A 20182-nucleotide genomic window follows, 5' to 3' on the forward strand; every position below is an offset into this window, starting at 1 on the left:
GTGACAACCCTCACACCGGCGTAGGCGTTTTGTCGGTGGCAGGGTCTAGCATCAGGTTTCATGCCTAGTGGTCTTCCCGGTGCCGTGGCCGATCTGTCCGCCGACGACGCGCGCCGTCTCATCCTGCGTGCCCAGGGCTTCCTCGGCGCCGACTCCCGCCGGGGCGGGGTGGCGGCGGTGCTGCGCCGCCTGGCCGCCGTCCAGCTCGACACCATCTCCGTGCTCGCGCGCTCGCACGAACTGATCGCGTACGCGCGCCTGGGGGCCGTCGGCCGGGCCAAGGTCGAGCGGGCCTACTGGCACGACCCGGCGTCGGCCTTCGAATACTGGTGTCACGCCGCCTGCATCCTGCCGATCGACCACTGGCCGCTGTACGCCTTCCGCCGCCGCGCCTACCGCGACCGGCGCTTCCGCTGGCACGAGGTGCCGCCCACCATCGACAAGGTGCTCCAGCAGGTCAGGGACGAGGGCCCCCTCACCACCACCGAGCTCGGCGGAGCCAAGAACGGCGGCCCGTGGTGGGACTGGTCCGACGTCAAGATCGCGGTGGAGTTCCTGCTCGACATCGGCGAGGTCGTGTGCACGCGCCGCGTCGGCTGGCGCCGGGTGTACGACGTCGCCGACCGCGTCGTTCCCGCCGCCCTCCTCGAACAGGAGCCGACCGACGCCGAGTGCGTCGTGCGGCTGGCGCGCATCGCCGGGGCGGCGCTCGGCGTCGCCACCCGCGCCGACATCGTGGACTTCCTGCGGCTCCAGGGCGTGTACGCGACCATGCTCGACGACGCGCTGCTGGACGGCTCCGCCGGGCTCGTCCCCGTGCGCGTCTCCGGCTGGGGCGCCGCCCGGCGCTCCGGGAACGGGGCGGTCACGGGCCGGGACGTCGCGAACGCGTGGGCCGACCCTGCGGCGCTGGAGTCCGCGCCCAAGGGCCGCCATCGCACGACCCCGCTGTCGCCCTTCGACTCCCTGGTGTGGGACCGCGCGCGCACCGAGCGCGTGTTCGGTTTCACCCACCGTCTCGAGGCGTACGTCCCGAAGGACAAGCGGGTGTACGGCTACTTCACGATGCCGGTCCTCGCCGGCGGCCGCCTGATCGGCCGCGTCGACCCGGCCCGCGAGGGCTCGGCGTTCGTCGCCCGCCACGTCGCCTTCGAACCCGGCCCGACCGGCAGGGTTCCCGCGAGCGCGGTGGAGTCCATGAGCCAGGCCCTGCACGAAGCCGCCACCTGGGTCGGCTGCGACACCGTCCGAGTAGACCGCGTGACAGAGCCCGAGCTGACACTCCCCCTGGCAAAAGCCCTGGAGAGCCGGCAACCCCGCTAACCGACCACCTCGGCCCGACCGGGCTTGGGCGCGGCGCCCAAGCCCTGGGCGAGTGGAGCGAACCACACGGGCACAACCTTATGTGATCTCCAGAAGGCGCTCCCTGACCGCGTAGACCACGGCTTCCATGCGGGAGTGGAGCTGGAGTTTCTCCAGGATGTTGCGGACGTGGTTCTTGACCGTGTTCTCGGAGATGAACAGCTCCTTGGCGATCTCCCGGTTGTTCATGCCCTTGGCGACGAGGCGGAGCACCTCCATCTCGCGCTCGGTGAGCCTGGGGACGGGGAGCTGCGGCGGCCTCTCGGCCTCTTTGCGGCTCATGCTGGCGAACTCGCTGATGAGCTTCGCCGCCATGGCCGGGTTGATCAGTGACTGTCCTTCGTGGACGCCGCGCACGGCGTCGGGGACCTCGTCGATCTGAACGTCCTTCAGCAGGTAGCCCGTGGCCCCGGCCTTGATCGCCTCGAAGAGGTCTTCTTCCTCGTCGCTGACGGTCAGCATGATGATCCGCGCGCTCGGGACCGAGGCCTTGATGACCCGGGTCGCCTCGATGCCCCCCTGCCGGGGCATGCGCACGTCCATGAGGACCACGTCGGGCAGGAGGCGGTCGGCGATCTCGACCGCCTCCTGACCATCGCTCGCCTCGCCGACCACATCGATGTCCGGCTCCGCGGCCAGCGCCAGCTCCAGGCTCCGCCGGATCAGCGCGTGATCGTCAACGATCAGCACGCGGATCGGCTCGTCCCGCCCGGAGCGGTCGGCCGTTTCGTCGGTCTGCGTCACGCCTCCTCCTCGTGGGGAGCCAGATCGCGCCGGGTAGGTCGTCCCCTACCGCACGACGCTCCCGCGACCTGTCGGAACCGCCATCATTACATGGGTTTCCGGGTCGCGGGGGTGGTCGAGAGGATCTTCGAACGCCGCGGTTACTGTTCTACGAGCCGCAACACTCCGTATGCGTACCCGACACGTCGGTACACGACGCTGGGATGTCCGGACTCCTTGTCTCTGAACAGGTAGAAATCATGGCCGACGAGTTCCATCTCCAGCAGTGCCTGGTCGATGGTCATCGGGTCGGCGTTGTGGAACTTCTCGCGGACGACGAGGGGGCCGTCGCCGTCCATCTCGATCGGAACGATGGCTTCTTCGAAGCCGGACTCGCGCGGGGCGCGGCCGGCCTTCTCCCGGGCCTGCGGCTCGGCGGGAAGCGGTTCGGGCAGGGGCTCGTAGGTGTCCGCCAGGGCGGAGGTGAGGGCGGCGACCGATGGGGGGCAATGGTTGCCGTGGTGGACCTTCCGCCGGTCGGCGATGCGCCGAAGGCGTCCCTCGAGCTTGCCGAGGGCGATGTCGAGCGCCGCGAAGCGGTCGTCGGCCGACGCCTCGGCGCGGATCGCCGGACCCTTGGAGTGGATGGTCAGCTCGACCCGTTCCCGGTCCTCCGTCGCCCGCACGTTCGCTTCCTTGGACACCTCCACATCGACGCGTATGAGCTTGTTGTCCAGTCGTTCGATCCTGGCCAGCTTGGTCGTCACATGATCGCGGAACCGGTCACTCACACTGGTGTGCCGTCCCTTGACGATGATGTCCACTCAAAGGCCCCCCTTCGTATCGACTGCGAGGAGGACACCCGTCCGGCCGACCTGGTCTTCGTCCCCACATCCGCCTGCTGAGGGTCTCGCGGCTCTGTGCCACTACTGCCCTTCTCTTCTGACGGAGGACATCTGGACCTCCGGGAAGGCAGGACTTACCTCTAAGCCGCACCGTGATCGGTCGACAAAGAGTCGCCTTACGTGGGCCGTTTCGCCTGCGGCTGGCATCGGCTAGCCGGGCCGGCCCCCCTGCGGGGGTCGGTCCGGTGCAACCACGGACCCGAACGGGTGCCATGCTCAGACGCTAGTCGCTGTGGGGCCGAATGTCAGCCGCGGGGTCGGCCAAAGGATCACATTCAGTGATTTCCTTGAGAATCCGAGCCCGGGAGCAGACCCGGCGTTGGCCGTGCTCGTGCTCGGCGCCAGGGGGTTCCCATGTCGTGTGAGCTGCACCTTTCGCACTCGCCGGTACGCACTTGTGTCCGTGAGGGCAGCCCGGCGATTTGACGATTTCATTACTGTTCGTAATCTTTTTCAGTCTGATGTCGCCGGGCGTGTCGGGCGTGTCACAAATGCCTCCGGGTGGCGGCGAGCGCCACCGCGAGGGGGACCGCGACGCCTGCGGCGCGCAGCGCGCCCGCCGCCTCCGCGAGCGTCACGCCCGTGGTCACGATGTCGTCCACGAGCACCGCCACCGGGCGCCCGGGAAGGCCCCGGCGCGCGGCGGTGGCGGCCATGGCGCGCCAGGAACCGGGCCCCGCGACCTCGAAGGCCCCCGCGAGGTTTCCGGCGCGCTCGGACGCGCTCAGGCCCGCCTGGTCGCGCACGTGCCGGCGGTGCCTGAGCACCGGGGCCGCGACGACCGGGCAGCCCCGCGCCCGTAACCGGCGGGCGGCGAGCGCGGCGAGCCGCCCCACGGGGTCGTGACCGCGCCGCCGCACGGCCCGCGGCGCGCTCGGCACCGGGACCAGCAGCAGCGGCGTCGTGGGCAGCCCCGCGGCTGCGACGAACGTGGCGACCAGGCACGCCGCCAGCGCGGGCCGCAGGGCGGTGCGCCCGCGCTCCTTGTACGCGAGGATCACCCGGCGCGAAACGCCTTCATACGGGGCGGCCGCCCAGCACTCGGGCAGCCCCCGCGGCGCGAGGCCGGGCGTCCGGGGGAACGGGTCGGCGCGCATGCGCCCCAGGCACGAAGGGCACAGGACGGCGCCCGCCCCGCCGCACCCGGCGCAGCGCGGCGGAAGGATCAGGTCGAGGACGGTGGTCAGCACCCGCCCACCATGCGTCCCGGCACCGACGGAAACGCGGCGCCGGGCCGGGTTTTCCCAGGCCATGGCCGGTTCCGGTCACGGAGGCCCGTTCGTCCACAGGCCCGCGTCACCCCAGCGGGTACATCGGGGCGCTCGCGCCGTTCTTCTCCACGGGCGTCCACTGGCGCTTCTGCGTGTCCCACATCAGCACCTGGCCGTCCGAGGTGCCCGCGAGGACGGGCGCGGGGTCGGGCGCGGCGGTGATCGTCTCGATGCCGGCCGCCGACCTGGGCGTGTCGGTCACCCGCTGGGTCACCGACACGGCGGTCAGCTGCCGGTCGTTCTTGTTCTTGGTGAGGACCAGCAGCGTGCTCGCGTCGCGCCACGCGATGTCGGCGATCTGCCGCCCCGCCTCGGCGGGGAAGAGCGTGTGGACGTTCCTCACCTCCATGCGCGACCTGCTGATCGTGCCGACCAGCACCTGCTGGCCGTGCCCGTCGTCGGAGACGACCGCCACGCGGACGCCGTCGCGGGCCACGCGGAACGCCGTGACGTCGGTTCCCTCCAGGTCGGGGGCGCTGACCAGGATCGGGCTGCCCGGCTCGCGCGCCCGCAGGACCTGCGACCTGCGCGGACCGGTCCGGGAGACCGACCAGAGGTCGCCGTGCCGGTCCCAGGACGGCGAGGTGAGGCCGGGCGCCTCCATCCAGCGCTGCCACGAGTCGCCGGGCGCGGTGCCGGTGACCCAGATCCTGCCGCCGCCCTTCTCCAGGCCGGCCACCCGCGAGAAGCTCCTGTCTGCCACCGCGAGGGAGGTGAGCTGCCGCGCCGGGCCGGTGCCCGCGGTGAACGGCTCGTCCTTGTCCTTGTCGATGACGAACAGCCTGCCCTGCCGCAGGAACAACGCCTGGACGTTCGCGTCGACGACATTGGGGTCGTAGCTCTTGTAGTCGCGGGGGTCGATGATGAACGGCCCGCCGGGGAACTGCTCGCCGTTGACCCTGACCTCGATGCGCCGGGCCTCGGTGAGCGGCTTCAGCGTCCAGGACAGCTGGGCCGACAGCGCCCTCTTGTACCGCGCGACGCGGGCCGCGTCGACCACGTCGGAGGTGAAGTCGACGACGACGGTGTCCCCCTCGACGGTGACGTCGTTGACGTCCCTGTCGTCCACCTGGCCGCCGAACGCCGAGTCGACGGCGCCCTTCAGCGGCGTGGTCGGCCCCACGAGGAGCCGCTGGACCAGCGTCTTGGCCAGCCCCTGGTTGGGGTTGATCGGCAGCCACACCTGGTCGCTGACCAGGCCGTCCTCTTCACCCGCAGCGAAGTAGAGGTCGAAGGAGCGGTAGGCGCGCTTGAAGTCGTCGTTGGACAGTTGCAGCCCGGACGGGGCCGTGGAGATGCGCCACTGGCCGCGGACCCTCACCAGGATGAAGCCGAGGGTGAGATCGTTGTTCGCGGAGGCGTCGCGGGGCACGTAGTGGCTGTCGCGGTCCAGTTCGCCGAGCCTGATGCCCTTGAGCTGGACGTGCGCCTGCGTGAGGTCGTCCCCGCGCCCGTCGGTCGTCAGCTTGGCCTGGTCGTAGACCGTCACGGGGTCGAAGGGGCTCCAGGTGCGCTGCGCGTCGCTGGTGAGGTACTGCTTGGCGACGGTGCGCGTGGGGTCGTCGAAGCTCGCCGCGGCGGCCAGGAAGCCGCTGACGATCTCGGCGGATGTGGCGTTCGGCTTCGGGGGCGCGGGCAGTATGCGCACGTACGGCTGGCTGAGCGGGTCGTTCTTGCCGGGGTCGTGCGCGGTGAAGATGTTGCCCCCGGTCCGGACGGTCGAGCACGCCGAGGATGCGACCGCCAGGGCGGCCATGGCCAGCACGCAGAGCCCGGCCGTGGAGCGTCTAGTCGGCATCGAAGGCCCCCTCGACCGCGGGCGAAAGCACCGGGGTGGCGTGGCCGCGCCAGGTGCGCCGCATCTCGATCTCCGGCGGCACCAGCGGCAGCGGCGAGCCGCGCAGCTCGGCCCCCGCCTGGCGGGGCAGCGAGAGCCGGAACTGCGAGCCTTCGCCCGGCATGCCCCAGGCCTGCAGCCACCCGCCGTGCAGCATGGCGTCCTCGCGCGATATCGCCAGGCCGAGGCCGGTCCCGCCGATGGTGCGCGCCCGTGAGGGGTCGGCCCGCCAGAAGCGGTCGAAGACCATGTTCTCCTCGCCCGGTTTCAGCCCGACCCCGTGGTCGCGCACGGCCACGGCCACCGCGTCTCGGTCGGCGCCGAGGGCCACCACGATGTCACGGCCCTCGCCGTGCTCGATGGCGTTGAACAGCAGGTTGCGCAGGATGCGCTCGACGCGGCGGCTGTCCACCTCGGCCATGCACGGCTCTCCGGGAAGCCGCAGGTCGAGCCGGGTCGCCCGGCGCTCGGCGAGCGGCTGGGAGTCGCCCACGGCGCGCAGCACGACGTCGCGCATGTCCACCGAGTCGATGTCGAGCGTCGCGGCCCCGGCGTCGTACCGGCTGATCTCCAGCAGGTCGGCGAGCATCGACTCGAACCGTTCGAGCTGGTTCTGCATGAGCTCGGCCGCGCGCGCGGTCGCCGGGTCGAAGTCCTCGCGGCCCTCGTACAGCAGGTCGGCGGCCATGCGGACGGTGGTCAGCGGCGTGCGCAGCTCGTGGGAGACGTCCGAGACGAACTGCCGCTGCACCTGCGACAGCTCCTCGAGCTGGTGGATCTTCAGGGCGAGGTTGGACGCCATCTCGTTGAACGAGGCGGCCAGGCGCGCCAGGTCGTCCTCGCCGCGCACCTTCAGCCGTTCCTCCAGCCTGCCCGCCGCCAGCCGCTCGGCCGCCTGGCGGGTGAGCCGGACCGGCGTGACGACCTGCCGCGTCACCAGCGACGCCACCGCGGCCAGCAGCAGCACCAGCGCCACGCCGACCACGAACAACCACTGCTGGACGGTGGACAACGTCTTGACGTCGTCCGCCAGCGGGAAGAAGTGGTAGATCTCGTAGTCGTCGACGAGCGCGCCGAGCGCCAGCGCGGGCACCGCCTCACTCCGGCCCACGTAGTACAGCGGGGTGTACTGCGCCGGCGTCTCGCCGTCCTTGGCCCGGTGGACGCTGTCGCGCAGCTTCTGGGGCACGCTCCGGGAGTCGACGTCGTTGGTGCCGCGGTCATGCCCCACCACGTTCGGGTTGAGGATCACCACGCTGTAGCGGCCGTCTGCGCGCGTCGCGAGCGCGTTCGCGGCCTGGTCGACCTCGTTGGAGAAGCTCAGCTCGTCGTCCTGCGTGGACGGCGTCTGCTTGCCCGCGGCGGCGAGCGGCTGGTTGAGGTAGCTCTCGACCGTCGTCACGTTGGCCCGCACCTCGGCGGTCGCGGAGTCCAGCCGGCCCCGCAGGATGGCGGTGTCGATCATCTGCCACAGGAAGAAGCCCAGCACCGCGACCACCGTCATGGAGATCATGAGGGTGCTGGTGACGACCCTGAGCTGGAGCGAGCGCCGCCAGACCCGCCGGACCCGGCCCGCCGCACGGCGGGCGCGCCTGCGGACGCCGCGTACGATCTGGCGCGGCGTCCGCCGTGTCTTCTTCTTCGGCTTGGGCCTTCCCCCCGGGCGTGCGGGGCCGGAGGAGCCGGGAAGGGTCTCGGTGGCCATGGAAGATCCAGGGGTCACGGCACGGCTGGGCCTGCCTACGCCGGGCCGGCCTTGTAGCCGACACCGCGGACGGTGACCACGATCTCCGGGTGCTCAGGGTCCTTCTCGATCTTGGCGCGGAGCCGCTGGACGTGCACGTTGACCAGGCGGGTGTCGGCCGCGTGGCGGTAGCCCCACACCTGCTCCAGCAGCACCTCGCGGGTGAAGACCTGGCGCGGCTTGCGGGCGAGCGCGACCAGCAGGTCGAACTCCAGCGGGGTGAGGTTGACGGTCTCCTCCTCCCGCTTGACCGAGTGGCCGGCGACGTCGATGGTGATGTCGCCGATCTGCAGGACCTCGGGGGTCGGCTCGTCGGTGCGGCGCAGCCGGGCGCGCACGCGGGCCACGAGTTCCTTGGGCTTGAACGGCTTGACGATGTAGTCGTCGGCGCCGGACTCCAGGCCGAGAACGACGTCGATCGTGTCGCTCTTGGCGGTCAGCATGACGATGGGCACGCCCGACTCGGCGCGGATGCGGCGGCAGACGTCGATGCCGTCGGCCCCCGGCAGCATCAGGTCGAGAAGGACCAGGTCCGGCCTGGTATCACGGAACGCGTCCAGCGCCTTGTCGCCATCTGACACGAACGAAGGCTCGAAGCCCTCCCCCCGAAGGACAATGCCGAGCATCTCGGCGAGAGCGGCGTCGTCGTCGACGACCAGCACGCGTCCTTTCATGGCCCCTCATTCGTTCTGCACAGGTTCTAGAAGGTTGTGGTGAAACCAGGTAGACCGACCGAAGGTTACCCGCGTGTCCTCGCGGGAGGATAAACGATCGAACATTGACGTCACCAAAATCTGAATTTTAGGCGCACGTTACTCAACCCGCCAATGATCTGGCTCGACGAGCCTGCCATGTGGCGTGGCGCGGGAGTGCAGGACCCCTCCCCAAGTCTGCGTCAAGTGGCCGGTATTAGGCCATCCCGCGGTGTGATCACTTCGGTGAGAACCCCGAAGAGCCGCGCGACATGCCAGGATTGGGATATGTCAGACGGTCACGGCTCCGCGCCCGGCACCCCCGAGGGCTGGGCGAGCGACCAGCCTCCGCCGTACACCGGCCAGGCAGGGACGCCGTGGACGTCCCCCAGCGCGGCGGGCGGCAGCGCCTCCGACCAGGCGTGGCCGGGGCAGGTCCCCCCAGGTCAGAGCGCTCAGCCTCAGGACGGGCAGCAGCCGTACGCGTCCCCGTCCGGGCAGCCCGGCTACGGGCAGCCCGGTCATGGCCAGGACGCGTACGGGCAGCAGCCGTACGCGCAGCAGTCCTACGGGCAACAGCCGCCCGGGCCGACGTACGGGCCGGCGTACGGGCAGGGCATGTACGGACAGGGCGCGTACGGGCCGGGGTACGAGCAGCAGCAGGCATACGGCCAGGGCGGCTACGTTCAGGCCCCCGGCTACGGAGGGCGGCAGGGCTTCATGCCTCCCCCGGCGGCGCCGCGCCCCGGCATCATCCCGCTGCGGCCCCTGGGCTTCGGCGAGATGCTCGACGGCACCATCAAGCTGATCCGATCGAACCCGAAGGCCACGCTCGGCCTGTCGGCGATCGCCGCCGCCATCGGCACCCTGCCCCTGGCGATCGGCCAGGCGATCTACTACCGCTCGGTCGGCGACCTGTTGGCGGACCCCACCTCGTTCCAGCCCAACGTGCCCACCGGCGGCCTGGTGGCCCAGTTCGGCGGCGCGCTCCTGTCGTACGTCATGCAGTTCCTCCTGGTCACGATGCTGACGGGAGTGCTGACGCGGATTCTCGGCCGGGCGGTGTTCGGCGGGCGGATCACCATCGGCGAGGCCTGGCGGCTCACGCGGTCGAGGGTGCCGGCGCTGTTCGGGCTCGCGCTGCTCACGGGGCTGATCCTCGCCGTGCCGATGGTCGCCCTGATCCTGCTGGTGGCGGCCCTGGCGGCCGCAGGGGCGAGCGCCGGGCTCATCGTGCCGGCGGCGTTCCTGCTCGGCGTCTGCTACCTGGTCTACTGGGCGATCACGACGACGCGCCTCGCGCTCGCACCGGCCGCGGTGGTGCTGGAAAGGCACGGCGTGATCGCGTCGATGGCCCGGTCGTGGTCGCTGGTCAGGGGCGCCTTCTGGCGGACGTTCCTCATCCTGATCGCCACGCTGCTGCTCGGCGTGCTGATCGGCAGCCTGCTGGCGACGCCGGTCAGCGTCGTGTCGTTCATCGTGTCGTTCGGCGCTCCGGGCAGCTTCGGGGCGATGGTGGTCACGACCGTGCTGTCCATCGTGGGCGGCATCCTCAGCTCCATGATCACCTACCCGCTGCAGGCGGGCGTCAACGGGCTGCTCTACGCCGACCGGCGGATGCGCGCCGAGGCATTCGACCTGGTCCTGCAGACCGCCGCCGCGGATCAGCAGCGGCCGGGGTGGGTCCCTGCCGCCGCCGACGACCTGTGGCACCCGGCCCACGCGGCCGGCGTCCCCCATGACCAGGCCGGGCCGTACGCCCAGTACGTCCAGTATGCGCAGAACCCCCACCAGTACGCCCAGTACGGGCAGGACGGCCAGAACATCCCTTACGGCCCCGGCCAGAGCACGCCGTACGGGCCCCCTCAGTACGGGCCCCCTCAGTACGGGCCCGGACCCGGAGCGCCCTACGGCCCCGGCCCGGCGGGACCCCAGGGCCCCGGAGCGCCGTGACCCTTCCTATGATCATGTCCGTGACCGGCGCCGTGCCCTGGCCTCCAGGCCTGCCGACCCTGCTGAAGATCTTCGACGACATCGGCCGCGACGAAGCGCGCCGCAAGGCCATCGAAGAGCTGCTCCGGCCCGAGTACCAGCAGGAATCGCTGCTGGACCGCGTGGTGAGGATCATCGGCGAGTTCTTCGACGGCCTGCTGGACAGCGCGCCCGGAGGTGTCCCGGGGGGCGTCGTGGCGCTCGCCGTCATCATCGTGCTCATCGCCGCGCTGGCGGGGCTGGTCGTCTGGCAGGCGAGGAAGGCGACGCGCGGCCGGCGCGCGGCGCAGGACGGCCTGTTCGGCACACGGGAGCTCACGGCGGACGAGCACCGGCGGGAGGCCGAGCGCCTGGCCGGCGAGTCCCGCTGGGCCGAGGCCGTCCGCGAACGGCTGCGCGCCATCGCCCGCGACCTGGAGCAGCGCGCGCTCGTCGCGCCCCAGCCCGGGCGCACGGCGGACGAGCTGGCGGCGGCCGCGGGCGCCGAGCTGCCAGGGTTCGCCGACCGGCTCGCGCGGGCCGCGCGGCTGTTCGACGACGTGACCTACGGCCAGGACCCCGGATCGGCGCAGGACTACGCGACGATGACGGCCCTCGACGACGACCTGCGCGCCGCCCGTCCCGCGACGCTCGCGACGGCGGGCGCGCGGCCCCCGGAGGCCGGCCGATGAGCACGACGAGCACGATGAGCGCTCCGCGCGCGTCGGACACCTCGGCCCCGGTGTCGGTCACAGCCCGCGGCCTGTGGCGGGGCGGCCGCGGCTTCGTGGCGCTCGGCCTGCTGGTGGTCCTCGTCGCCGTGGCGACCGCGCTGGTCACCGGCACCTCCACCGAGGGCCGCCGCCTGGACCCGGCCGACACGACGCTGGAGGGCTCCAAGGCCCTCGCCCGGCTTCTGGCCGACCGCGGTGTCCGGGTCGAGCGGGTCACCACCGTGGACGAGGTCGAACGGCTGGACGGGCCGGACAGCCAGCTCCTGGTGTACGACACCTGGTCCCTCGCCCAGGACGACCTGGAGCGGCTCGCCGGAACCCAGGCCGACCGGCTGATCATCGGCGTCAACTCCGGCCTGCCCCTGCTGGCCCCCGGCATCACGCCCAGATCCGCGGCGTCCCTGCGCTCCCGGGAACCGGGCTGCGCGCTGCCCGCCGCCGCCCGCGCGGGCAGCGCGTACATCGGCGGCGTGACCTTCGACGTGCCCGGCCGGGGCGCCCTCGGCTGCTACGCGGGGCCCGAAGGGCCGAGCCTGGTACGCACGTTCGGCCCGCTCACCGGCCCGTCCACGGTGACCGTCGCCGGGGACGGCTCCTTCATGACCAACCAGCGGCTCGGCGAGGACGGCAACGCGGCGCTCGCGCTCAACCTCGCCGGGGCCAAACCGGTGCTGATCTGGCTGGTGCCGGGCGACACGCCGGCCGCCGTGGGCACGGGCGACGCCACACCCGCCGATCTGATCCCGGCCGGGGTGATCTGGGGGGTGGTCCAGCTCGTCATCGCCCTGCTGGTGGTGGCGCTGTGGCGGGGCCGCCGCCTCGGCCCCGTGGTGGTCGAGAAGCTGCCCGTGGTCGTCCGGGCGGCCGAGACCGCCGAGGGGCGAGGCCGCCTGTACCGCGCCCGCCGCGCCCGCGACCGCGCCTCCGCCGCGCTGCGGGCGGCGAGCGCGTCCCGGCTCACCCCCCGGCTCGGCCTGCCCGCCGACGCCACCCCGGCCGAGATCGTCGCCGCGGCCGCCCTGAAGTCGGGGCGGGACGCGGTCTGGGTCCGTTCGGTCATGTACGGCCCGATACCGGCGGACGACGCCGCGCTCGTCGCCCTGGCGGGCCACCTGGACACCTTGGAAAGGCAGGTACGAGAGTCGTGACCACTCCTCCGCCCGGAGGCCCGTCCCGGCCATCGCCCGACTGGCCCACCACGCCCGTGCCCCCTGGGCTGCGGCCCCCGGCCGAGGCGGCCCCCGCGCCCGTCCAGGGGACGCGCGAGGGAGACCTGGCCAGGGACGCGCTCGGAGCGCTGCGCGCCGAGGTCGGCAAGGCCGTCGTCGGGCAGGACGCCGTGGTGACCGGCCTGGTCATCGCCCTGCTGTGCCGCGGCCACGTGCTGCTGGAAGGCGTGCCCGGCGTGGCGAAGACGCTGCTCGTGCGCACCCTTTCCGCCACGCTGGCCCTGGATTTCAAGCGGGTGCAGTTCACCCCCGACCTGATGCCCGGCGACGTCACCGGCTCGCTGGTCTACGACGCGCGGACGGCCGAGTTCGCCTTCCGCGAGGGCCCGATCTTCGCGAACCTGCTGCTCGCCGACGAGATCAACCGCACCCCGCCGAAGACCCAGGCCGCTCTGCTGGAGGCCATGGAGGAGCGCCAGGTCACCGTGGACGGCTCCCCCGTCAAGCTGCCCGACCCGTTCGTGGTGATCGCCACGCAGAACCCGATCGAGTACGAGGGCACCTACCAGCTTCCCGAGGCGCAGCTCGACCGGTTCCTGCTCAAGCTGACGGTGCCGCTGCCGCCGCGCGACCAGGAGATCGCGGTGCTCGAACGCCACGCGCTGGGCTTCGACCCCAAGGACCTCTCGCACGTCAAGCAGGTCGCGTCGGCCGCCGACCTCGCCGCGGGGCGGGCCGAGGTCGCCAAGCTGCACGTCGCGCCCGAGGTGCTCGGTTACGTCGTCGACCTGGCGAGGGCCACGCGCATGTCGCCCTCGCTGCAGCTCGGCGTCTCTCCGCGCGGCGCGACGGCACTGCTGGCGGCGGCCCGCGCCTGGGCGTGGCTGTCGGGCCGCTCCTACGTCACGCCCGACGACGTCAAGGCGCTCGCCAAGCCCGCCCTGCGCCACCGCGTGCAGTTGCGCCCGGAGGCCGAACTGGAGGGCGCCACGGCCGACGGCCTGCTGGACGGCGTGCTGGCCTCGGTCCCGGTTCCCCGCTGATGGCGCTGACGGGCCGCGCCGGGCTGATCGCCGCGCTGGGCGCGATCGTCGTGGTGGTCGCGCCGCGGCCCGTGTACGCGGTGCTCGGCCTGCTGCTCGTGCTCGGCACACTGGTCGTGGTGGACCTGCTGTTCGCCGGCGGCGTGCGCCCGCTGCGCTTCCGGCGCGGCGGCGAGCGGCTCGTCCGCCTGGGCGAGTCGGTGGCCGTCGAGCTGATCGTGGAGAATCCGGGACGCCGCCGCGTGCGGGGCGTGCTGCGCGACGCGTGGCCTCCGTCGGCGGGCGCGAGCCCCCGTCACCTGCGCCTGGACGTCCCCGCCGGGGAGCGCCGCCGCCTGGTCACGATGCTGACGCCGACGCGGCGCGGCGACCGCGAGGCCGTCACGGTGACGGTGCGCTCGGTCGGGCCGCTCGGGGTGGCCGCGCGGCAGGGGTCTCACCGCGTGCCGTGGACGGTGCGCGTGCTGCCGCCGTTCCTGAGCCGCAAGCACCTGCCCGCCAAGCTGTCGAAGCTGCGGGAGCTGGAGGGCGTGCACCCGGCGCTGGTGCGCGGCCAGGGCACCGAGTTCGACTCCCTGCGCGAGTACGTCGTCGGCGACGACGTCCGGTCGATCGACTGGCGTGCCACGGCGCGGCGCGCGGACGTCGTGGTCCGGACGTGGCGGCCCGAGCGCGACCGGCGGGTGCTGATCGTCCTGGACTCCGGCCGCACCTCGGCGGGCCGCGTGGGCGCCTCGCCCCTGCCGCACCTCGCCAGCCCCGCTCCGGCGCCCGCCGTCCCCGCGAACTCCGCCGGGTGGCCGCGCCTGGACTGGTCGATGGACGCGGCGCTGCTGCTCGCCGCCCTCGCCACCCGCGCGGGTGACCGGGTGGACTTCCTCGCGCACGACCGTGTCGCCCGCGCGTGGACGTCCGGCGCCTCGCGCACCGACTCGCTGTCCGCGCTGGTCAACGTGATGGCCCCCATCGAGGCCGAGCTGGTGGAGGCCGACGCCGAGCGCATGGTGGCCACCGTCATGTCCCGCGCCAGGCGGCGCTGCCTGGTCGTCCTGCTGACGGACCTGAACCCCGCCGCCATGGACCAGGGCCTGCTGCCCGTGCTGCCGCAGCTCACCGCGCGCCACCTCGTGCTCGTCGCCGCCGTCGCCGACCCGCGCGTGGCCGAGATGGCGGCGGGCCGCGGCACGGCCGAGACGGTGTACGACGCGGCGGCGGCCGAGCACCTGCGCGGGGAGCGCGCCCGGCTGACGGCCCGCCTGCGCCGCCACGGCTGCGAGGTCGTGGACGCCACCCCGGACGACCTGGCCCCGGCCCTGGCCGACGCCTACCTGGCCCTGAAGGCCGCCGGCCGCCTCTGACCCTGGCACCCCTGAAAGGCCACCCGCTTCCTCCTCGGCCCGCCCGCCTGACCTGCGTCCGTGAGCGGCGGAGATGATCAGAGTCGTTGGGCGAGGGTTTCCTGGGGCGTCGGTTCGGTGTCATCGAACCGTGGCGGCCACGGGCGAAAGATTGCCTTATGCGCAAATCACTGCTCGCTTCAGCCCTGGTCGCCGCGTCGCTGACCGCCGGGATCGCCTCGCCCGCCCTGGCCTCCGGGTCCGGTCACGGTGACGAGCGCGGCCGTGGGCCGTCGTTCACCTTCGCCCTTCTCGGTGACACCCCCTACGGCCCGGCTCAGGAAGCGGCGTTCCCGAACCTGGTCAAGGACATCAACTCCGACAAGGACGTCAAGCTCGTGCTGCACGCGGGTGACGTCAAGAGCGGGTCCACCTCCTGCGATGACGCCCACCTGACCGCGACGCAGAAGCAGTACCAGACCTTCGAAGACCCGTTCGTGCTGACCCCGGGCGACAACGACTGGACCGACTGCCACCGCAAGGCGGCGGGCGGCTTCCTGCCCACGGAGCGGCTCGAAGCGGTGCGCCGGATCTTCTACCCGGTCCCCGGGCGCACTCTCGGCCGCCACCCGATGCGGGTGGAGACCCAGGCCTACGACCGCCGCCACCGCGACTACGTGGAGAACACGCTGTTCACGGAGAAGGACGTCGTCTTCGCCGCGGTGCACGTCGTCGGAAGCGTCAACGACCTGGCCCCGTGGGACCAGCTGCCCGGCGGGGACCGGCCCGAACTCCGGCTGGCCGAGTACGAGGCGCGCAAGGCCGCCGCGCTCGCCTGGATCGACCACGCCTTCGACACCGCCCGCCGCACCCACGCCCCCGGCGTCCTGCTCCTGATGCAGGCGGAGCCCACGGCCACCCAGGGCTTCACGGAGATCCGCGAGCGCATCGTCCAGCGGTCCCGCGCGTACGGCAAGCCGGTCCTGCTCGTCCACGGCGACGAGCACATCCAGGAGGTGGAGCCGAACTACGCGGGCGTGCCGAACCTGACCCGCCTGGAGACCTTCGGTGACACCGCGAGCCAGTGGCTGCGCGTCACCGTCAAGCCGAAGTCCCCCGAGGTCTTCTCCTGGGAGCAGCGGACCGTCCCGGCCGCGTGACCGGTCCGTCGGGCTGCGGTTGCAGCGGCCTCCAAGACCGGTCCAAGCGCGGTCCGATTGTCTAAGGGGGTCCGCAGCACCGCGACCCTTTTGGAGATGAACATGCGCAAGCTCGTCCGCCGCGCGGCCATGACCGCCGCGGCCGTCGCCATCGCCGGCACCGCCCTCGCCGCCACCAGCGCCCCCGCGAACGCGATGGCGCCCGAGTGGTACCGCTGCTACATCGGCGGGCACGGCTGGATGTGGTGCATGGACGTGTGATCCCATCCGGATCGGCGCAGGCGCCGCTCCGGCGCCTGCGAGCACGGGCGCCCGTCACGGTATCCACCGGGTACCGCGACGGGCGCCCTTCGCGTTCACGGGTATGTGCGGTTGGGGGCGGGGTGGTCGTTCGGCTATAAGGGACCATGCTGAGGAAGTGGGTCCGGCGGCGGCGGGCGCGGTTCATGGTGGGGGTCACCGGGGTCGTCCGGGACGGCGCGGGGCGGGTGCTGCTGCTGAAGCACCGGTTCTGGCCCGAAGGGCGGCAGTGGGGATTGCCCAGCGGGTACGCGAACAAGGGGGAGACGTTCGAGGAGACCTTCGCCCGGGAGGTGCGGGAGGAGACCGGGCTGGAAGTCCGGGTCCGGCGGATCGCGCACGTGAAGAGCGGGTTCCAGATGCGCATGGAGGTCGCGTACGAGGCCGAGCCGGTCGGCGGGACGATGCGGGTGAACTCGTTCGAGATCCTGGAGGCCGGGTGGTTCGACCCGGACGATCTGCCGGACGACATCCAGCCCGAGCACCGGCTCCTCGTCTCACATGGCGGACGGGTCTGAGCGCCGACGATGATCAGCCCCCCGGCGTCGCGCCCGTCAGCTCGACGGGGCGATGTCGGGGGCGCGTTCGACGTCGCCGCTCTCCCCCGCCCGCAGGGCGCGGCGGCCGAAGTACACGATGTACGCGAGGAACGCCGCCTCGGCCACCACGCCGATGCCGATGCGCGCCCACGTGGGCAGCGGGGACGGCGTGACGAGGGCCTCGATCAGGCCCGACACCAGCAGCACCACGACCAGCCCGAGGGCGACGCTCACCACGGCGCGGCCCTGCTCGGCCAGCGCCTCGCCGCGCCTTCGCGGCCCCGGGTCGACGGCCGTCCAGCCGAGGCGCATCCCGACGGCGGCGGCGAGGAAGACGGCGGTGAGTTCGAGCAGGCCATGCGGGGTGATCAGGCCGAAGAACACGTCGAGCTTGTCCCGGGAGGCCATCAGCCCGGCGGAGACGCCGACGTTCTCGGCGTTCTGCCACAGCACGTACGGAATCGGAACGCCGAGCACCACGGACATGGCGATGACCTGCATGGACACCCAGGCGTTGTTGATCCAGACCTGACCGGCGAACGCCCCGGCCGGGTGATCTGAGTAGTAGTTCGCGAAGTCCTCCTCGACCAGTCGCCTGATCTGCTCAGGGCCGGCGATGGCCGCCTGGACGTCCGGGTTCCGCGCGACCCAGTAGCCGACCACGGTGGAGACGAGCAGGAACACCGCGGACGTCGCCACCCACCACCAGCGGGCGCGGTAGGCCACCACGGGGAAGGACACGGTGAAGAACCGGGCGAACTCCCGCCAGGCGGGCGTGTGCGCGCCGGTGACCGCCGACCGTGCCCGCGCCACCAGCGCCGACAGGCGGCCGACCAGCAGCGGGTCGGAACCGGACCGGACGATGGACAGATGGGTCGCGACCCGCTGGTACAGGTCGACCAGCTCGTCCACCTCAGGCCCGGTCAGCGACCCGCGGTGCCGCACCAGGGTCTCCAGCCGATCCCAGGTCGGCTGGTTCGCGGAGACAAACGCGTCGATGTCCACGCGGAGAGCCTATTGTCCCGGTGGATAGGGTGGGGGCGTGGCTGATGTCGTGACCGGTGAGGCGGTCGTCGTCGAGGTACGGGTCGCGCAGATGCCGAGCCGCGCGCTCGCGCTGGCGATCGACATGGCGGTGCAGCTCGCGGGCCTCTTCGGCATCAGCCTGCTGCTCGGCATGGTGACGTTCGTCGCCGAGGAGGCCGTCGCGGTGGCGATGGCGATCCTGATGAGCGCGCTGGTCGTCGTCGGCTACCCCGTGATCTTCGAGACGCTGAGCCGCGGCCGCAGTCTGGGCAAGCTGGCGCTCGGGCTGCGGGTCGTGAGCGACGACGGCGGGCCCGAGCGGTTCCGGCAGGCGCTGTTCCGGGGGCTCGCGGGGCTCGTGGAGTTCTGGTTCTTCTTCGGCGCTCCCGCGCTCATCAGCTCGCTGGTCTCCGAGCGGGGCAAGCGGCTGGGCGACATCTTCTCCGGCACGATCGTGATCTCCGAGCGCGGGCCGCGCCAGTCTCCGCCGCCGCAGATGCCGCCCGCGCTGGCCGCCTGGGCGACGACGCTGGAGCTGTCCCGGCTGCCCGAGGGGCTCGCGGCGACCGCGCGGCAGTACCTGTCGCGGCTGCCCCAGCTCTCGCCGCAGGTCAGGCACGAGATGGGCGTGCGGATCGCCGCGCAGTTCGCCTCGTACGTCTCCCCGCCGCCTCCGCCGGGAGCGCCGGCGTGGGCGTACCTCGCCGCCGTCCTGGCCGAGCGCCGCCGCCGCACCGAGGTACGGCTGGCGCGCCAGATGCGTCCCGCCGCCGCGCCGCCACAGGGATTTCCCGCCCCGCTCCCACAGCCCGTTTTCACGGGCTCACCAGGGACGACGACGCCCACGCCGGGCGGCTTCACGCCTCCCGCGTAGGTTTTTCGCCAAGCCGGTGCATACAACGCCGAACGAGGGGCACTGAGACGTCCGGCGAGCCACTGGGGCATTGGTTCGCCACGTGGGAACGGGTATGGCCCGGCGCGCGCGGGAGAGGTCGCGCCGGCCATACCCACCCCAACTCCCTATCGTGCGGGCCTCACGGCAGGAGCGCGGGCGCCTCAGGAGCCGAATCGCCAGGACCGCAGATAGTCGGTCTGGGCGGGGGTCAGCGCGTCGATGGCGATGCCGGCCGCGGCGAGCTTCAGCCGCGCGACCTCCGCGTCGATGTCCGCCGGCACGTCGTACACGCCCGGCGCGAGCCGCGCCCGCTCGGCGGCCAGCCAGGCGACGGCGAGCGCCTGCGCGGAGAAGGACATGTCCATGACGGCCGCGGGATGGCCCTCGGCGGCGGTCAGGTTGACCAGGCGGCCCTCCGCGAGCAGCAGCAGCCGCCGCCCGTCGGCCAGGACGTACTCGTCGGTGTGGGGCCGGACGCCGAGGCGCACGTCCTGCGCCATGCCCTCCAGCGCGCGCACGTCGATCTCGACGTCGAAGTGGCCGGCGTTGGCGAGGATCGCACCGTCCTTCATCTCGGCGAGGTGCTCGCCCCTGATGATGTCGCGGTTGCCGGTGACCGTGATGAACAGGTCGCCCGTGCGGGCCGCCTCGGACATCGGCAGCACCTCGTAGCCGTGCAGGCTCGCGTCCAGCGCCTTCACCGGGTCGATCTCGGTGACGATGACCCGCGCCCCCTGGCCCCGGGCACGTTCGGCCACGCCGCGCCCGCAGAAGCCGAACCCCGCGACGACGACCGTGCGGCCCGCGATCAGCGTGTTGGTGGCGCGCATGATGCCGTCCAGCGTCGACTGGCCGGTGCCGTACCGGTTGTCGAACATGCGCTTGGTACGGGTGTCGTTCACGGCGACCATGGGGAACCGCAGGGCCTGCTCGGCCGCCATCTGGCGCAGCCGGATGATGCCGGTCGTGGTCTCCTCGCAGCCGCCGCTGACCCCGTCGAGCAGCTCGACGCGCTCGGTGTGCAGGGTGTTGACCAGGTCGCAGCCGTCGTCCAGGACCAGGTCGGGGGCGATGTCGAGCGCCTCGTTGATGTGCCGGTAATAGGTGTCGCGGTCCACCCCGGCGCGGGCGTGCACCGCGATGTCGTACGTCCGCAGCGCCGCCGCCACATCGTCCTGCGTGGACAGCGGGTTGGACGCGGCCAGGGCGATCGCGGCGCCCCCGGCCTTCAGCGTGCCGACCAGCACGGCGGTCTCGGCCGTGACGTGCAGGCACGCGGCGACGCGCAGACCCTCAAGCGGGCGCGTCGCCTCGAACCGCGCCGCGACGGCCCGCAGCACCGGCATCGAGCGCATGGCCCAGTCGATCCGGCGTTCCCCGGCCCCGGCGAGCGACGCGTCCTGCGCTTCCATTTCCGTTTCCTCAGGTGGTGCGTTTCGTGGCGAAGGGTCCCCGCGCGAACCCGCGCGGGGAC

Annotated in this window: 18 protein-coding genes; 10 read left to right on the forward strand and 8 right to left on the reverse strand. The window is 72.4% G+C overall.

Features of this window, described 5'->3' with window-relative positions; translation table 11 throughout:
* Positions 1–60 precede the first annotated feature (60 nt).
* The gene (locus tag AB0H21_RS14900) at positions 61–1323 is read left to right on the forward strand and encodes a crosslink repair DNA glycosylase YcaQ family protein (protein WP_358516458.1); all 1263 of its coding nucleotides are present in this window, start codon (positions 61–63) and stop codon (positions 1321–1323) included.
* Positions 1324–1401: 78 nt separating this feature from the next.
* Here the strand turns inward: AB0H21_RS14900 and AB0H21_RS14905 are convergent, their stop codons facing one another.
* The 6 genes from AB0H21_RS14905 to mtrA all read right to left on the reverse strand — a co-directional run bounded on the left by AB0H21_RS14905 (position 1402) and on the right by mtrA (position 8516).
* The gene (locus AB0H21_RS14905) at positions 1402–2106 is read right to left on the reverse strand and encodes a response regulator transcription factor (RefSeq protein ID WP_358516460.1); all 705 of its coding nucleotides are present in this window, start codon (positions 2104–2106) and stop codon (positions 1402–1404) included.
* A gap of 140 nt (positions 2107–2246) precedes the next feature.
* Positions 2247–2909 (reverse strand): ribosome-associated translation inhibitor RaiA, encoded by a 663-nt coding sequence (raiA, locus tag AB0H21_RS14910; RefSeq protein WP_358516462.1) that lies wholly within the window; start codon positions 2907–2909, stop codon positions 2247–2249.
* A gap of 566 nt (positions 2910–3475) precedes the next feature.
* Positions 3476–4180 (reverse strand): ComF family protein, encoded by a 705-nt coding sequence (locus AB0H21_RS14915; protein WP_358516464.1) that lies wholly within the window; start codon positions 4178–4180, stop codon positions 3476–3478.
* Positions 4181–4286: 106 nt separating this feature from the next.
* Positions 4287–6059, reverse strand: a complete 1773-nt coding sequence (locus tag AB0H21_RS14920; protein ID WP_358516466.1) for an LpqB family beta-propeller domain-containing protein — start codon at positions 6057–6059, stop codon at positions 4287–4289.
* Positions 6049–7803: an MtrAB system histidine kinase MtrB gene (mtrB, locus tag AB0H21_RS14925; RefSeq protein WP_358516468.1), complete on the reverse strand. Its 1755-nt coding sequence runs from the start codon at positions 7801–7803 to the stop codon at positions 6049–6051. The genes AB0H21_RS14920 and mtrB overlap by 11 nt, the downstream gene beginning before the upstream one ends.
* A gap of 35 nt (positions 7804–7838) precedes the next feature.
* Entirely contained in the window at positions 7839–8516 is a 678-nt protein-coding gene (mtrA, locus tag AB0H21_RS14930) for an MtrAB system response regulator MtrA (RefSeq protein ID WP_114031473.1), read from the reverse strand.
* Positions 8517–8822: 306 nt separating this feature from the next.
* Between mtrA and AB0H21_RS14935 the strand changes: the two genes are divergently transcribed.
* The 8 genes from AB0H21_RS14935 (at position 8823) to AB0H21_RS14970 (ending at position 16766) form a co-directional block, all read left to right on the forward strand.
* Complete coding sequence (locus tag AB0H21_RS14935) at positions 8823–10487, forward strand: hypothetical protein (protein WP_358516471.1); 1665 nt, start codon at positions 8823–8825, stop codon at positions 10485–10487.
* 20 nt (positions 10488–10507) lie between these two features.
* On the forward strand, positions 10508–11197 hold the full coding sequence (locus AB0H21_RS14940; protein ID WP_358516473.1) for a DUF4129 domain-containing protein: 690 nt from the start codon (positions 10508–10510) through the stop codon (positions 11195–11197).
* Positions 11194–12387: a DUF4350 domain-containing protein gene (locus tag AB0H21_RS14945; protein ID WP_358516475.1), complete on the forward strand. Its 1194-nt coding sequence runs from the start codon at positions 11194–11196 to the stop codon at positions 12385–12387. Before AB0H21_RS14940 ends, AB0H21_RS14945 begins: the two co-directional genes overlap by 4 nt.
* A gap of 68 nt (positions 12388–12455) precedes the next feature.
* Positions 12456–13451: a MoxR family ATPase gene (locus AB0H21_RS14950; RefSeq protein WP_358516562.1), complete on the forward strand. Its 996-nt coding sequence runs from the start codon at positions 12456–12458 to the stop codon at positions 13449–13451.
* Positions 13451–14809, forward strand: a complete 1359-nt coding sequence (locus AB0H21_RS14955) for a DUF58 domain-containing protein (RefSeq protein ID WP_358516477.1) — start codon at positions 13451–13453, stop codon at positions 14807–14809. Before AB0H21_RS14950 ends, AB0H21_RS14955 begins: the two co-directional genes overlap by 1 nt.
* Before the next feature lie 158 nt (positions 14810–14967).
* Positions 14968–15948 carry a metallophosphoesterase gene (locus AB0H21_RS14960; protein WP_358516479.1) on the forward strand — a complete coding sequence of 327 codons (981 nt, stop codon included), beginning with the start codon at positions 14968–14970 and terminating at the stop codon, positions 15946–15948.
* A gap of 102 nt (positions 15949–16050) precedes the next feature.
* Positions 16051–16209 carry a hypothetical protein gene (locus AB0H21_RS14965; protein WP_358516481.1) on the forward strand — a complete coding sequence of 53 codons (159 nt, stop codon included), beginning with the start codon at positions 16051–16053 and terminating at the stop codon, positions 16207–16209.
* A gap of 146 nt (positions 16210–16355) precedes the next feature.
* Entirely contained in the window at positions 16356–16766 is a 411-nt protein-coding gene (locus AB0H21_RS14970; protein WP_358516483.1) for an NUDIX domain-containing protein, read from the forward strand.
* A gap of 36 nt (positions 16767–16802) precedes the next feature.
* Here AB0H21_RS14970 and AB0H21_RS14975 read toward each other — a convergent pair whose 3' ends face one another.
* Entirely contained in the window at positions 16803–17792 is a 990-nt protein-coding gene (locus AB0H21_RS14975; RefSeq protein ID WP_358516485.1) for a stage II sporulation protein M, read from the reverse strand.
* A 37-nt stretch (positions 17793–17829) separates the two neighbouring features.
* Between AB0H21_RS14975 and AB0H21_RS14980 the strand changes: the two genes are divergently transcribed.
* The gene (locus AB0H21_RS14980; protein WP_358516486.1) at positions 17830–18687 is read left to right on the forward strand and encodes an RDD family protein; all 858 of its coding nucleotides are present in this window, start codon (positions 17830–17832) and stop codon (positions 18685–18687) included.
* A 182-nt stretch (positions 18688–18869) separates the two neighbouring features.
* On the opposite strand, the gene AB0H21_RS14985 is transcribed toward AB0H21_RS14980, so the two are convergent.
* Complete coding sequence (locus AB0H21_RS14985) at positions 18870–20120, reverse strand: adenosylhomocysteinase (RefSeq protein WP_358516487.1); 1251 nt, start codon at positions 20118–20120, stop codon at positions 18870–18872.
* Between the last annotated feature and the right edge of the window lie 62 nt (positions 20121–20182).

It is taken from the genome of Sphaerisporangium sp. NPDC051011, assembly GCF_040653595.1.
GTDB lineage: Bacteria > Actinomycetota > Actinomycetes > Streptosporangiales > Streptosporangiaceae > Sphaerisporangium.

Bases quoted from the DNA above. Each gene is read 5' to 3' on its own strand.
- AB0H21_RS14970 (WP_358516483.1), top strand. From the start codon at position 16,356: ATGCTGAGGAAGTGGGTCCGGCGGCGGCGGGCGCGGTTCATGGTGGGG.
- AB0H21_RS14920 (WP_358516466.1), bottom strand. From the start codon at position 6,059: ATGCCGACTAGACGCTCCACGGCCGGGCTCTGCGTGCTGGCCATGGCC.
- AB0H21_RS14945 (WP_358516475.1), top strand. From the start codon at position 11,194: ATGAGCACGACGAGCACGATGAGCGCTCCGCGCGCGTCGGACACCTCG.
- AB0H21_RS14955 (WP_358516477.1), top strand. From the start codon at position 13,451: ATGGCGCTGACGGGCCGCGCCGGGCTGATCGCCGCGCTGGGCGCGATC.
- AB0H21_RS14985 (WP_358516487.1), bottom strand. From the start codon at position 20,120: ATGGAAGCGCAGGACGCGTCGCTCGCCGGGGCCGGGGAACGCCGGATC.
- AB0H21_RS14965 (WP_358516481.1), top strand. From the start codon at position 16,051: ATGCGCAAGCTCGTCCGCCGCGCGGCCATGACCGCCGCGGCCGTCGCC.
- AB0H21_RS14960 (WP_358516479.1), top strand. From the start codon at position 14,968: ATGCGCAAATCACTGCTCGCTTCAGCCCTGGTCGCCGCGTCGCTGACC.
- AB0H21_RS14935 (WP_358516471.1), top strand. From the start codon at position 8,823: ATGTCAGACGGTCACGGCTCCGCGCCCGGCACCCCCGAGGGCTGGGCG.
- mtrB (WP_358516468.1), bottom strand. From the start codon at position 7,803: ATGGCCACCGAGACCCTTCCCGGCTCCTCCGGCCCCGCACGCCCGGGG.
- AB0H21_RS14900 (WP_358516458.1), top strand. From the start codon at position 61: ATGCCTAGTGGTCTTCCCGGTGCCGTGGCCGATCTGTCCGCCGACGAC.
- mtrA (WP_114031473.1), bottom strand. From the start codon at position 8,516: ATGAAAGGACGCGTGCTGGTCGTCGACGACGACGCCGCTCTCGCCGAG.